The organism is Pedobacter agri (assembly GCF_032678665.1).
GTDB lineage: Bacteria > Bacteroidota > Bacteroidia > Sphingobacteriales > Sphingobacteriaceae > Pedobacter > Pedobacter agri_A.
In genome coordinates this window covers 545011-558658 of sequence record NZ_JAVTSH010000001.1, presented here as the reverse complement: position 1 = coordinate 558658, position 13648 = coordinate 545011, and the positions used below count along the sequence as shown (strand labels likewise).

Sequence of the window (13648 nt, the reverse complement as noted above, 5' to 3'; positions counted from 1 at the left end):
AATGTCAGTTACTAACACTTCAGGAAGAAGAAAAACAGCTGTTGCACGTATCTACTTAAAAGATGGTGCTGGCGCAATTACCGTTAACGGTAAAGATCACAAAGAATATTTCCCAACTTTACCTTTGCAATATATCGTAAACCAAAGTTTAGAAGTTTCTGAGCTTACAGGTCGTTATGATATCACTGTAAATGTTCAAGGTGGTGGAGTAAAAGGACAAGCAGAAGCTGTTCGTTTAGCTATTGCTAAAGCGATTGTTGAACTTGATGCGGAGAAAAAACCTGCATTACGTGCTAAAGGCCTAATGACGCGTGATATGCGTATGGTTGAGCGTAAGAAACCAGGACGTGCTAAAGCTCGTAAGAAATTCCAATTCAGTAAACGTTAATCACAGGAGGCAAGAACAATGGCAAGAACAACTTATCAAGACTTATTGGATGCAGGTGTACACTTTGGTCACCTTACCCGTAAATGGAATCCAAAAATGGCTCCTTACATTTTCATGGAGCGTAATGGAATTCACATTATAGATTTAAATAAAACTTTAACTAAAACTGAAGAAGCTGCGGCTGCGATTAAACAAATCGTAAAATCGGGACGTAAAGTATTATTTGTTTCAACAAAAAAACAAGCAAAAGGAATCGTAGCTGAGCAAGCTAAAAAAGTAAACATGCCTTTCGTAACCGAGCGTTGGTTAGGTGGTATGTTAACTAACTTTGCTACAGTTCGTAAGTCAATCAAAAAGATGTCTAACATCGATAAAATGACTAAAGACGGTACTTATGCTATCTTATCTAAAAAAGAGCGTTTAATGATTCAGCGTGAGCGTATTAAATTAGAATCACTATTAGGTGGTATTGCTGATTTAAACCGTTTACCTGCAGCTTTATTCTTAATTGATGTTAAGAAAGAGCATATCGCAGTAACTGAAGCGTTAAAATTAAACATCCCAACTTTTGCGATGGTTGATACAAACTCTGATCCTTCAAACATCGATTTCCCTATCCCGGCGAATGATGATGCTACAAAATCTATCTCTTTAATTACTGATGTAATTATCAAAGCGATTGAAGAAGGTTTAGATGAGCGTAAACGCGAAAAAGATGATGAGGCAGAAAAAGAAGCAGTAGCTGCTAAAGCTGCAGCTGATGCGCCAGAGGTTAAAGAACCAAGACGTAAAAAAGCTGCTGAAGCTGAAGTTGAAGCATCTTCATCAGAAGAAACTAAAACAGAAGAATAATTAAGTTATGAGTTATAGGTTATTGGTTGTAGGTAAAGCCCGCAACCTTTAACCTGTAACTTTTAATATTTTAAGGAACTTATAAATTTTTAAAGATGTCTACAGTACAAATTACTGCCGCAGATGTAAATAAACTACGCCAACAAACTGGCGCTGGTATGATGGATTGCAAAAAAGCTTTAGTTGAAGCTAATGGCGATTTCGAAGCTGCTGTTGATTTATTGCGTAAAAAAGGTCAAAAAGTATCTGCCGCTCGTTCTGGCAATGCTACTTCTGAAGGTTTGGTATCTATCGCTGTTTCAGCAGATGGTACAAATGGCAAATTAGTTGCCTTAGCTTGCGAAACTGAGCCAGTTTCTAAAGTTGAGGATTTCCGTAATTTAGCTCAGGCTGTTTTAGCTGCTGCAGTTGCTAACAATCCTGCTACTATCGAAGAATTATCAGCAATTGCTTTAGAAGATGGACGTACAGTTGCAGAAACCATCACTGAACTTACTGGTAAAATCGGAGAGAAAATCGTTATTCAGGAATATGCAAATGTTTCTGGTGAGAAAATCGTTTCTTATATCCACTCTAACGGTAAAATGGGTGTATTGGTAGTATTTGAAGGTGCTAATGGCGCAGATATTACTGAAGCTGGTAAAGATGTTGCAATGCAAATTGCTGCAATGAACCCGGTTGCTGTTGATAAAGACGGCGTTGATCCTGCTACTATCGAACGTGAAATCGAAATTGCTAAAGACGTTATCCGTCAAGAAGGCAAACCAGAAGAAATGGTTGAAAAAATCGCTGCTGGTAAATTGAACAAATTCTACAAAGACAGCACTTTATTAAACCAAGAGTTTGTTAAAGACGGTTCTATGGATGTTCGTAAATTCTTAGATAGTACTGCTAAAGGCTTAACTGTAACAGCTTTCAAACGTGTTCAATTAGGTGCATAAGCATTTATAAAATTATAGAAAACCGTTCTGAGTAAATCAGAGCGGTTTTTTTATGTTTATTATTTTCTAGAAGGCGAAAGGGATGTAATGCTTCGGAAACTGCAGCCCTGTACCAAGGGCACTTCTTCGGAGCTGTTGTTTCAATCTTTTTGGCTTCATTTTCCTTTCCGCTATCGTCATTGCGAGAAGAAATGAAGCGTCAATCTATTATGAATGTGCAACAAAAAGTATTTCCAGGCTATCGGATTTATAATTACAGTTTCTGCATAAACACCAAAACTTCGCTACCAACTTAGTAAATTAGGCCATATAAAAAATAAACCTATGTTAAATCTATCAAACACCAAATTTTACCAGAACGATTCGTTACAAGAAGGAAAAAGTATAAATATTCAGGATGGTAAAATTGTGTCAATTGAAAATTCGGAATCTAAAAATTCACCTGATGTGTTGGTTGTTCCGGGTTTTATTGATTTACAAATTTACGGTGCCGGTGGAAGATTATTTTCGGCAGAGCCAACTCCGGAATCTTTAGCTATCATGGAAAATGATTTGCTAAAAAAGGGAACAACGGGCTTCCTGGCCTGTATGGCAACCAATACACCAGAAGTTTTCAATGCCTGTATTGCAACGGCAAAACAATATCGCCAGCAGGCAAAAAACTTTTTGGGTTTACATTTAGAAGGTCCATTTTTAAGCCCCAAACGTTTGGGTGCTCATGTGCCTGAATTTGTACGGCGGGCAACATTAGATGAAATAAAAGCATTATTGGATTTCGGTGATGGTGTGATTAAAATGATGACCATTGCGCCCGAATGCAATGATGAGGAAGTGATTCAATATTTGCTTGATCATGGCGTTTTGGTCTCACTTGGCCATAGTAACGCTACTTTTGAACAGGCTACCTCAGCATACAATAGTGGCATCCAAACCACAACACATTTATTCAATGCCATGAGTCTGGTTCACCACCGTGAGCCGGGTATTCCAACGGCGGTTTTTAATCATGATCGGGCAATGGCAAGTATTATTGCAGATGGCCAGCATGTTGATTTTGAAGTGGTAAAATTCGCGAAGAAACTATTAAAAAAACGTTTATTCTTAATTACCGATGCGGTTACGGAATGCGCATCAGGACCTTATCAACACGTAAAAAATGGCGATAAATTTGTGATGCCTGATGGAACTTTATCAGGATCTTCTTTAACAATGTTACAGGCGGTAAAAAATTCCGTGATACATTGTGAGATTGAATTAAGCGAAGCGATCAATATGGCCACGAAATATCCCGCTAAGCTTATCGGCCTTGAGCATTTAACATCTGGTATTGCAGCCGGAAGTGAAGCCAATATTCTGATTTTGGACGAAGCATTAAATTTAAAGTCGACTATTTTTAAGGGCGAAAAAATATCAATCTAAATATTTACATCATTTGTTTAAAAGCATAGCCAGGTATTAAAAAAATGTTAATATTTTTGAAGTCATGAAATACAAACGCATCCTACTAAAGCTTAGCGGCGAATCGCTAATGGGCGATAAACAATATGGTATTGATAATGAACGCGTTAAGCAGTACGCTGAAGATATCAAAGCTGTTCACGATAAAGGTTTGGAAATTGCAATCGTAATTGGTGGTGGAAATATTTTCAGAGGCTTAAGTGCCGAGAAAAGCGGAATGGATAGGGCACAAGCAGATTACATGGGGATGTTGGCAACGGTAATCAACTCAATGGCGTTGCAAGATGCCCTGGAGAAAGTGGGTATCAAAACACGATTGTTATCAGCGATTAAAATGGAGCAGATCTGTGAACCATTCGTACGTAGAAGAGCTGTTCGTCATCTTGAAAAAGGTCGTGTAGTTATTTTTGGTGCCGGAACCGGAAATCCATATTTTACAACGGATTCTGCGGCCGCTTTAAGAGCAATTGAAATTAATGCTGATGCTGTGCTTAAAGGTACTCGTGTTGATGGAATTTATACTGCAGATCCAGAGAAAGATCCAACGGCGACGAAATATGCAGAAATTACTTTTAGGGAAGTGTATGCAAAGGGTTTAAATGTAATGGACATGACTGCATTTACCTTATGTGAAGAAAACAAGGTTCCGATTATCGTTTTTGACATGAACAAACATGGCAACTTTATGAAAATTGCCAATGGTGAAGAGATTGGAACACTGGTTCAGGGCTAATGAGATTGCTACTTTTGCTTTTATTTATTTCTACATCTCTAAAAGCACAAAAGATATTTACAATTTTAAATGAAACAAATACCCCCATTTCGGGGGTATCTGTTTTTACAGTCGATAATAAACCAACACTTTTGGCTATTTCTGATGAAAAAGGTATAGTTAACTTGGCTTTGAAAGCCCAAGCTAATTACCTGATCCATTGTATGGGTTACGCAGATACTTCAATCAACAGCGATAAGCTTGATAAGCTTTCCTTCATTCGGCTAAGGGAAATAAGCCATCCGTTAGATGAAATTAGTGCAAATGCGCAGTTATCAGATTTCGTAATTAAAAAACCTGTTTTAGACAAAGTTCATAGTATAATTAGTGATTTGCCTCAGAATTCGAACATTCAAAGGGTCATTTCAATTACTATTGATTCAGGTGGCTATCTAAAGCGCCTAAAACTATTTTGCAAAGTGCAAGTTAAGGATGTGGCGCCAGATTATCGTTTTCTTTTGTTTAGCGAGAAGAATGGCAAGCCCGATACACTAATCCTACCATTAAATTTAAAAGGTATTAGAAGTAAAAGAGAAATAGTTTTCGATTTAATGAAAACGAACTATTTTTTAGAAAAGGGCAATTACTTCATCGGATATGAAACCTACAACGGAAAAGCCGTCACAAAAAGCCAGATCCATTTACATAAGGACAAAAAGTACATCACCCTCCCGGTAGTGATATATGCCAGCGAAGAGAATAAGATAAGTTTTATTAGACAAAATTTATCCAAATGGACTGTACCCAAGATTGGAGTGCGTGTAGATGGTAAACTAGAGTGGGAAGACGATTTGAAGATAAATTTTGCTTACGAATTATACCTAATGCATTAATAACAGCATTAAATAAATTTATTTTATATTTTTGTAGAAATACACACATTATGAACGAACTCATACAATTGCAATTAATGGATGCTCAATCTTCGATGGATAAAGCAATCGATCATTGCGAATCAGAATTAACGAAAATTAGAGCCGGTAAAGCATCAGCAGGTATGCTCGATGGTATTTTTGTGGATTATTACGGCGCTTCTACGGCATTAGCTCAGGTAGCAAGTATCAACACCCCTGATGCCAGGACAATCGTGATCCAGCCTTGGGAAAAATCACTTTTAACAGCTATTGAAAAAGCAATTCAGGTTGCAAATATTGGTATCAATCCACAAAATGATGGAATTGTGATCCGTTTGGTGGTACCTCCACTAACTGAAGAACGTAGAAAAGATTTGGTTAAAAAGGTAAAAGAAGAAGCCGAACGTGGCAGAATTACGGTTCGTAACATCCGTAAAGATGCCAATACCAAAATTCAAAAATTAAAAGGCGAAGGTGTTTCTGATGATGAAATTAAAACCGGTGAGGCAGAAGTTCAAAAGTTAACCGATGCTTATATTGTAAAGGTTGATAAACATGCCGAAGCTAAGGAAAAAGATGTAATGACGGTTTAACACCATTAATAGCATACCAAAGAGGAATAGTGAAATACTTATTCCTCTTTTTTTTTATCCTAACTTTTCCGCACCGTAGATTCTCTGATATTTAAACCTGTAGAAAGCACCACTTGTTTAAAATGTTTACCGCTATCGTCCGCATTAAGTTTAGATAATAATATTTTCATCAAATTTTCAGCAATTTCCTGCACGGGCTGAGCAATAGCGGTGATAGCAGGTTTATAAAATTCAAGTAGTTCGAAATCATCAAAAGATACCAAAGCAAGTTTTGGCGCTGAACCGTTAAGTTCCATTTGTTTGAAAGTTCTTAGGCCATCCAAACAAATGTAATTCGCGGCAAAAATAACCGCGTCGAGTTGTTTTTCGCTCTCAAAAAAGCTCGTCATCTGCGCTATTGATCCGAGATCTGCATTACGGTACTTAATTTTTTTAACTTTTAAGGGCAGATTGTGTTCCTTTATTGCCCGCTCATATCCAATTTCTCGATCTGCCATCTGTTGCAATTCAGTATCAAGCGTGATAAATCCGATATTTGTATAGCCATTATTGATTAAATGCTGTGTGGCCTTGTAGGTACCTTCAATATTATCAATCACTACGTAATCGGTTTCCAGGTCGGGCACATAACGATCAAATAACACCACAGGAACGTTCGTTTGAATCAGATTTTTGATTTCCTGTTCCAATCCTTCGGGCAAAGCCATAATATAAGCGTCAACATGCCTGTCTCTAAAAATCTGGAGTAGCTCAACCGCTTTATTATGGTTATTATGCGTACTGCTAAATAAAATTTTATATCCGCTTTCTGATGCTTTCTGATCCAGAAAATGTGCAATGCTGGAAAAAAAAGGTTCGGAGATGTCATCCACTAAAAAGCCAATTACATTTGTTTTACCTGTGCGCAAACTTTTAGCGAGGGTATTGGGTTGATAACCCCATTTCTCAACAAGATCGAGTACTTTTTTGGTAAGTGCTTTACTGATATTTTTCTCTTTAGCCTTACCGTTAATTACGAATGATACCGTAGTGATAGATATATTCAATTCATTCGCGATATCTTTTATCTGGATTTTTTTCTTCATTAATAGCGCTACACATTCAACAAATGGAAATATAGGAATTATTTGAATAAAATTGATAAGAACCGGGTTCAGCAGTGATCTGAATTTTTTGAATTAGCCTTTAAAAGAAAAAGAGCAACCTATCCAGGATTGCTCGATTAACTAACTTATTATTCATAAAAAATGCTGTTGGGGAAGGAGTCGAACCTTCAAGGGGTAGTTAGCTACAGTTCAAAAAATTAATTGTGGTCAACCCAATAAACTGCGTTTGTCCCATTATTCCCCACCACCGAGACAAGGAGGCGTGTCTGCCAATTTCACCACCCAACATTATTACTCAAGTTATACGTTTTAAGTAATAAGTTAAATCTCGAAACTTATAACCTAAAACTTATCACTTACAACTTCAGTGCTGTAGGGGAAGGAATCGAACCTTCAAGGAGTGGTTAGCCATTGCTGGTTTTCCCATTATTCTCCGCCACCGAGACAAGGAGGTGTGTCTGCCTGTTTCACCACCCTACATTATGTTAAACAATTTGTTAAAGAACGTTCCCTTTTTGTTAATTGCTTGATACAAATGTAAAAGAACATTCAATACCTTGCAAATATTTTAAACATTTAATTTTATTTTTATAATATTGATAAATATTTGTAAATTCGCTTATCATAATTCAAAAATATGCTTAAAAAAGACAATTCCAATTTAGAAATTGACAACCTCGACATTGATATCTTAAAACAATTGATGCAGGATGCCACAAAGCCTTATACTGAAATTGCAAAGGATTTAATCGTATCTGGTGGTACAATCCATGTCAGGATGAAGAAATTGCAGGAAATGGGTATCATAAAGGGGTCTCACCTTATTATCGATCCGCAAAAGGCAGGGTATGACATCTGTGCATTTTTAGGTATTTACCTGGAAAAAGGTATTCAATATAAGGATGCTGTGGCTCAATTGAGTAAAATCAGAGAGGTAGTTGAACTTCATTACACCACCGGATCTTACAGTATGTTCGCTAAGATTATCTGCAGAGATACCAATCATTTGCGACATGTGCTAAACGAAGAAATTCAGGCTGTAAACGGAATTCAACGTACGGAGACTTTAATTTCGCTTGAAGAAAGTATTAAAAGGCAGATTGAACTGGGGTAAGAGTGGGAAGTTAAAAGTTGAAAGTTCAAAGTTGAAAGTGCAGAGTGGAAAGACTAAAGTGGAAAGTTAACAGCAGAAGTACCGAAACTTCAAAATTTAGGCAATTGAACTTTTAATATTTGTACAATAGTTTTTGATTAGAACCGGTTGCAGTGAGCACGAAGCCACAGCTTTTTCTGCTGTGAGCGCAGTAAAACGGAAAGCGGGTGCAAACATTAATAGGTGCGGAGAAACCTGCTCTACAAAATTATTTCAGCAATTGATAAGCAATTAAGGCTGCAACGTAAGCCATTGCCGTCATGTAGCTAAGCTGAATAATTGGCCATTTCCAGCCTTTTGTTTCGCGGTAAACGATGGCTACCGTACTCATACATTGCATGGCGAAGGCATAAAAAAGCATGAGCGAAATCCCGGTTGCAAATGTATAAACGGGCAGGCCTGTTTTGCTGTTTACAGAAGCTTCCATACGCTCGCGTATGGTCGAGGTATCCTCATCGCCACCGTCTACGCTATAAATGGTAGCCATGGTGCCCACAAATGCTTCACGGGCAGCGAATGAAGTTATTAAGCCAATGCCAATTTTCCAATCGTAACCCAAGGGACGGATGGCTGGCTCAATCCAATGCCCTAAAATGCCAACATAGGAGTTTTCGAGCTTTTCTGTGGCGATAAGCGTTTCGATGTGCTCCGTATTTTTGGTCGTATCAGCTAAGGCTGAGGCGTATTTTTTCTCGATATTTTCAAAACGATCGCCAGGGCCAAAGGTAGCCATTACCCAAAGAATGATGGAAATGGCGATGATCACCTTACCGGCTTCGATGATGAAGGTTTTCGATTTCTCGTACATGGTGTAGAAAACGTTTTTCCACCTTGGCATGCGATAAATCGGTAACTCCATAATGAAGTACGAACGTTCTTTGGTTTTAATGATGAATTTCATTACCCAGGCCACGAGGACAGCAGCAACAATTCCAACCAGATACATCACCATTAATGCTAAACCCTGCATATTGAAGATGCCGAAAAGGTTTTCGGACGGTATAATCAGCGAAATAATCAGGATATAAACAGGAAGCCGTGCCGAACAACTGATTAATGGCGTGACCATGATGGTAATCATCCTATCTTTCCAATTTTCGATATTTCTCGCTGCCATAATTGAAGGTACAGCACAGGCCAAACTTCCGATCATAGGCACTACCGATTTACCATTTAACCCCACTTTGCTCATGATTTTATCCATCATGAAGGTAACCCTGGCCATGTAGCCGGTATCTTCTAAAATAGAAATGAAGGCGAATAATATGGCGATTTGAGGAATGAAGACGAAGATTCCACCGAGACCAGCGATAACGCCATCTAAAAGCAAATCGGTAAGCATTCCTGCCGGAAGATGTTCATGTCCCATTTCCGTTATAAAGCCAAACCCTCCCTCAATCCAATCCATTGGATACGATGACCAGGCGAAAATAGCATTAAAGATGATGAAAAGGATGAGCAGGAAAATTGCGAAGCCCCAAACTTTATGGGTTAATACCGCATCCAGTTTATCGCTAAAAGAGAATTTCTGTGCCTTGCCGCTATCAGTTACTACATCAGCTAGAAGTTTACTTAAGTGCTGGTAACGAACTACAGTTTCCGCTGCCTGAACTTTAGCGGATTCAAACTTGTGCGATTGCTCAATCTGCTCAATTTCTTCCTGCTCCTGATCAGAAAAGAAATTTAAGTACTCATGCTGGTGCAAAACCTGCAAAGCATAATAATCGTTATCTGAATTTAGTTTGGATTTGATGGCATTGATTGCTTCTGGTGCTAGGCTATTTACATCAACATCCTGAAACTGTGTTGCTATTTTGGTGGTATTTGCAATAGCCTGTTTTAAGCGATCAATACCAATGTTATTTCTTGCAGAAATGGAAACAACCTGAATGCCTAGTTTTTGAGCGAGCTTATCTAAATTCACTTCAATGCCTTGCTTTTCAGCCAAATCAATCATATTCAAGGCCAATATCATCGGAATACCCAAATCTGCAACCTGCGAATACAAAAGCATGTTTCTTTTCAGATTTGAAGCATCGGCAATGAGTACAATCACATCCGGATGTGCGCTGTTTTTTTGATCGGCCAATACCTGGAAAACAATACTTTCATCGCTACTTTTCGGGTACAAACTATAAGTGCCCGGAAGGTCAATGATTTCGGCCTGTTTGCCGTCAATCATTTTCATGAAACCTGTTTTCTTATCTACAGTGATACCAGGAAAGTTCCCTATCTTTTGGTTTAACCCGGTTAAACGGTTAAAAAGTGTAGATTTTCCTGTATTGGGATTACCAACTAACGCAACTTTAATATCCAAACCTGCTTATTTATTGAATGATAATAACATCAGCCTCACTTTTACGCAAGCAAAGCTGATAACCAGCAACACGAATAGCCATCGGATCACCCAGTGGTGCAAAACGTTCAACTTCCACCACTTCACCTGGTAAGCAACCCATCTCCATCAGTTTCACTGAAAGATCAAGATCTGTAAAAGATATGATTGTGCCCTTTTCTCCCACCTTGAGATTGGAAAGTTTCATATGTGTATTTTGTTTCGATGTAAGCTGGCTACCACAATGTTCAATTTCAAAAAAAGGGATGCCAATTGATGAAAATTAAAACCTTGTGGATTCCTATAATTTAGGCGCAAGTTACCCTTTCTTTAGATTTATTCCAAATAACAAGCGTTAACATTCCTGATGGAAACAAGCTTTTACTATACGATGATTTAATTTCTTTGACGGCCACCGCCAAAGCCACCACCATTGCCTCCTCTCCGTCTTTCGCCGTCTTCATTGCCTCTTATTCTGTTTTTGCCACTCATTCTGTTTAGCGAGTAGGTAAAAGAAAACATGAAGTAACGTTGGAGGACGTTATAACTTACATCCTGGATGGTATTGTTATTTGCCGTTCGGCTAATGCCTTGATTTTCATTCAGCAAATCGTTTACAGCGGCTTTAAGTGTTCCTCTGTTTTTAAAGAACTGTTTGCTGAGGTAAGAGTTGATCAGCGTAAAATGAGTATCGAAAGCTTCTCCGCGGCCGGTATTTTGGTTATAATCTGCATCTACCGACCAACGGATATCGCCAGGAAAAAGATAACTTACACTGATGTTAGGGCTGAAAGTATAAAATCGGGTATTGGAGTTGGGCTGAACAGAATAAGTTGCCCGATTAATTGAACCATTTACACCGGCCGTTAAATCTAGTTTATCGAGGTTCGAAACCAGGCGATAGCCATTGGTGACTGACCAGCTGTTGGTGATGTTTCTTAGTGAATTGGTGAAATTCACATCGCGATCATAATTTCCAGAAACATTGATATGAAAATTAAGTTTATTATCCGCCATTAATGGTAGGCTCAATGATGATGATATGCTTCCTGCATAAACGCCGTTTACATTCACCGGGGTAATGGCTAGTTTTCCTTGATCTGGCCCACTTTGGATTAAGCTGCTGCTATTGGCTATTTTATTTGAAGTTTGGGTAAGGTTTAAATTCACAAACAGTGATCTGTTTTTGCCAACCGTAAAAGTATTGTAGGCCACCCTTAGGGTATTATCAAATTCAGGTTTTAAGTCAGGATTTCCCATTGGGATACTTTGCGTATTGGTATTATTCGGAATGGGCTGCAATTGCTGAATGCTTGGCTGATTTGTTCTGCCCCGATAATTAAAAACCAATCTTTTACTGTTGCTAAAATTATACCTGAACATGGCCGATGGCGTATAATTAAATACATTTTGCTTTAAAATGAATCCCCGGCTAATATTGTTATTGGTTCTGTCGGTATTTTGAACAGCCATGCCGGCGTTCCAATTGTATTTCTTTGCTGATTTATTGATGCTGAACCCTGCAGTGTTAGTGAGAATGGTGTTTTCATACGAATTACTAAAGGTTTGATCGAGCAAATCATACTGCAATGTTGCCGGATTAAAGTTATAGGTAAAACGATCAGAAGTATTGTGGTTATACCCATTCTGGTAATTTAACTCGAAACTAAGTGTGTTACTCAAAGGCTCAGTATAAACCAATCGGGTATTGTGATTAATCGATTCACTTTCCTGGTCGTTTAACTGGTTGGTGAGTTTTTGCGTGGTGATATTACCTTCAATTCTGGTTTCAGGGTTATTGTTATAATTTTCGGCGTCGTTGTTATTGATGTTTGTATTTAAGTTCAGTGATAAGGTACGACCGCGGCGCATGAATTTTTTGCGGAGTAAAATGTTATTGCTGAGGGATGGAGAAGTGCCGTGGTTAGTTAATGATTGGGAACCGTTGATGCGGTAGGTGTTGTAATCTCTGGTATACTCACTAAAATTGTTGCCCTCATTATTGGTATAACTCAGATTAGGCTGAATGCGTAATGAAGTTAAGGAATCTATCTTGGTATCGACCATAAAACCTAAGCGATGATTTAACCGCTCTGAATTGTTGGTTTGGTTGTTATTAAAAATGGTCGTTACATCGCCTAAAAAATTTTGCGTAACACTGTTTCGGAGGATTAAGTTCTCAGATTGATTAACGAAGTAGTTTACGCTAAACTCGGTTTGATCGGCATAGGTATCGTTGAAATTAAATCCGGCAGCCTTAGTATCTGTGATTCCTCCACGGCCCCCATTGCCGCCACCGTTACCTCCGCCTAAACCGCCGCCGAAATTTTGTTTGTTTACGTTATTAAATTGTGCAATAACGCTTAATTTTCTATCCTGGTTAAAATGATTGATGTTTGCATTTACATCATAACGATCATCTGAGCCATAACCTGCGGTCGTATTACCGAAATATCCGTTTTTCTTATCTTTTCTGGTAGTGATGTTGATGATTTTTGTTCTTGTTCCATCATCAATCCCTGTAAATTGTGCCTGGTCGGAGAGTTCATCAATGATCTGAATTTTATCAATCATATCTGCCGGCAGGTTTTTTGTTGCCAGCAATGGATCATTACCAAAAAACTCTTTTCCATCAACCCGAACTTTAGTAATGGTTTCACCCTGGGCTTTCACGGTTCCGGCTTTATCAACTTCTACGCCCGGAAGCTTTTTTAATAAATCTTCCACCACTGCATTTTCCACCACTTTGAATGAACTGGCATTGAATTCCAAAGTGTCTTTTTTTACCACGATGGGTGGAATTTCTGCTTTGATCTCAACAGTTTGAAGATCAATTGAACCACCTTCCAAAATAATGTCGCCAATGTTCGCGATAGGCTGATCGGTGCTGATGATGAAATCTTTAGCTGTGTTTTTTAAACCAAGGAAGGCAGCGTAAAGCCGATAATTACCAGGCTTTAACCCTTTCAGAATAAACTTACCATCTTCTGCAGTACTTACGGCGCCAACCATACTTGAATCCGCTAAATTCTTTACCGCTATCGAGGCATAATCTATTGGCTTTTTATCTTTTGATTGAAGCACTCTTCCTGCCACCGACCCGCTATTTTGAGCGTAAGACAGACATGACCATACAATTAAAGTTAAGGTAAAGAGTTGTTTCATTTGGTTAGTTTTCTGGTTCTAAAATAAAGAC

Annotated in this window: 12 protein-coding genes and 2 tRNA genes; 8 read left to right on the top strand and 6 right to left on the bottom strand. The window is 38.4% G+C overall.

What is annotated here, in order from left to right; genetic code table 11:
- Position 1 precedes the first annotated feature (1 nt).
- The 7 genes from rpsI to frr all read left to right on the top strand — a co-directional run bounded on the left by rpsI (position 2) and on the right by frr (position 5858).
- Positions 2–388, top strand: coding sequence for a 30S ribosomal protein S9 (gene rpsI / locus R2Q70_RS02510; protein WP_010602006.1), 387 nt, complete (start codon positions 2–4; stop codon positions 386–388).
- Positions 389–406: 18 nt separating this feature from the next.
- Positions 407–1240, top strand: a complete 834-nt coding sequence (gene rpsB, locus R2Q70_RS02505) for a 30S ribosomal protein S2 (protein ID WP_010602005.1) — start codon at positions 407–409, stop codon at positions 1238–1240.
- A 95-nt stretch (positions 1241–1335) separates the two neighbouring features.
- Positions 1336–2181 carry a translation elongation factor Ts gene (tsf, locus tag R2Q70_RS02500; protein ID WP_010602004.1) on the top strand — a complete coding sequence of 282 codons (846 nt, stop codon included), beginning with the start codon at positions 1336–1338 and terminating at the stop codon, positions 2179–2181.
- A 324-nt stretch (positions 2182–2505) separates the two neighbouring features.
- Positions 2506–3600 (top strand): N-acetylglucosamine-6-phosphate deacetylase, encoded by a 1095-nt coding sequence (gene nagA, locus R2Q70_RS02495; RefSeq protein WP_316806090.1) that lies wholly within the window; start codon positions 2506–2508, stop codon positions 3598–3600.
- A 64-nt stretch (positions 3601–3664) separates the two neighbouring features.
- On the top strand, positions 3665–4372 hold the full coding sequence (gene pyrH / locus R2Q70_RS02490) for a UMP kinase (RefSeq protein WP_316806089.1): 708 nt from the start codon (positions 3665–3667) through the stop codon (positions 4370–4372).
- A gap of 14 nt (positions 4373–4386) precedes the next feature.
- Complete coding sequence (locus tag R2Q70_RS02485) at positions 4387–5244, top strand: hypothetical protein (protein WP_316806088.1); 858 nt, start codon at positions 4387–4389, stop codon at positions 5242–5244.
- Positions 5245–5294: 50 nt separating this feature from the next.
- Positions 5295–5858, top strand: coding sequence for a ribosome recycling factor (gene frr / locus R2Q70_RS02480; RefSeq protein WP_316806087.1), 564 nt, complete (start codon positions 5295–5297; stop codon positions 5856–5858).
- A 59-nt stretch (positions 5859–5917) separates the two neighbouring features.
- On the opposite strand, the gene R2Q70_RS02475 is transcribed toward frr, so the two are convergent.
- The 3 genes from R2Q70_RS02475 to R2Q70_RS02465 form a co-directional block, all read right to left on the bottom strand.
- The gene (locus R2Q70_RS02475; RefSeq protein ID WP_316806086.1) at positions 5918–6943 is read right to left on the bottom strand and encodes a LacI family DNA-binding transcriptional regulator; all 1026 of its coding nucleotides are present in this window, start codon (positions 6941–6943) and stop codon (positions 5918–5920) included.
- A gap of 165 nt (positions 6944–7108) precedes the next feature.
- Positions 7109–7252: transfer RNA gene (locus tag R2Q70_RS02470), tRNA-Asp, on the bottom strand.
- Between the two features lie 82 nt (positions 7253–7334).
- Positions 7335–7444: transfer RNA gene (locus R2Q70_RS02465), tRNA-Asp, on the bottom strand.
- Positions 7445–7601: 157 nt separating this feature from the next.
- Between R2Q70_RS02465 and R2Q70_RS02460 the strand changes: the two genes are divergently transcribed.
- Positions 7602–8078: an Lrp/AsnC ligand binding domain-containing protein gene (locus R2Q70_RS02460; protein ID WP_010601999.1), complete on the top strand. Its 477-nt coding sequence runs from the start codon at positions 7602–7604 to the stop codon at positions 8076–8078.
- A 247-nt stretch (positions 8079–8325) separates the two neighbouring features.
- On the opposite strand, the gene feoB is transcribed toward R2Q70_RS02460, so the two are convergent.
- The 3 genes from feoB to R2Q70_RS02445 form a co-directional block, all read right to left on the bottom strand.
- On the bottom strand, positions 8326–10434 hold the full coding sequence (gene feoB / locus R2Q70_RS02455) for a ferrous iron transport protein B (protein WP_316806085.1): 2109 nt from the start codon (positions 10432–10434) through the stop codon (positions 8326–8328).
- A gap of 10 nt (positions 10435–10444) precedes the next feature.
- Positions 10445–10660, bottom strand: a complete 216-nt coding sequence (locus R2Q70_RS02450; protein WP_010600239.1) for a ferrous iron transport protein A — start codon at positions 10658–10660, stop codon at positions 10445–10447.
- 188 nt (positions 10661–10848) lie between these two features.
- Positions 10849–13617, bottom strand: coding sequence for an outer membrane beta-barrel family protein (locus R2Q70_RS02445; protein WP_316806084.1), 2769 nt, complete (start codon positions 13615–13617; stop codon positions 10849–10851).
- Positions 13618–13648: the final 31 nt, after the last annotated feature.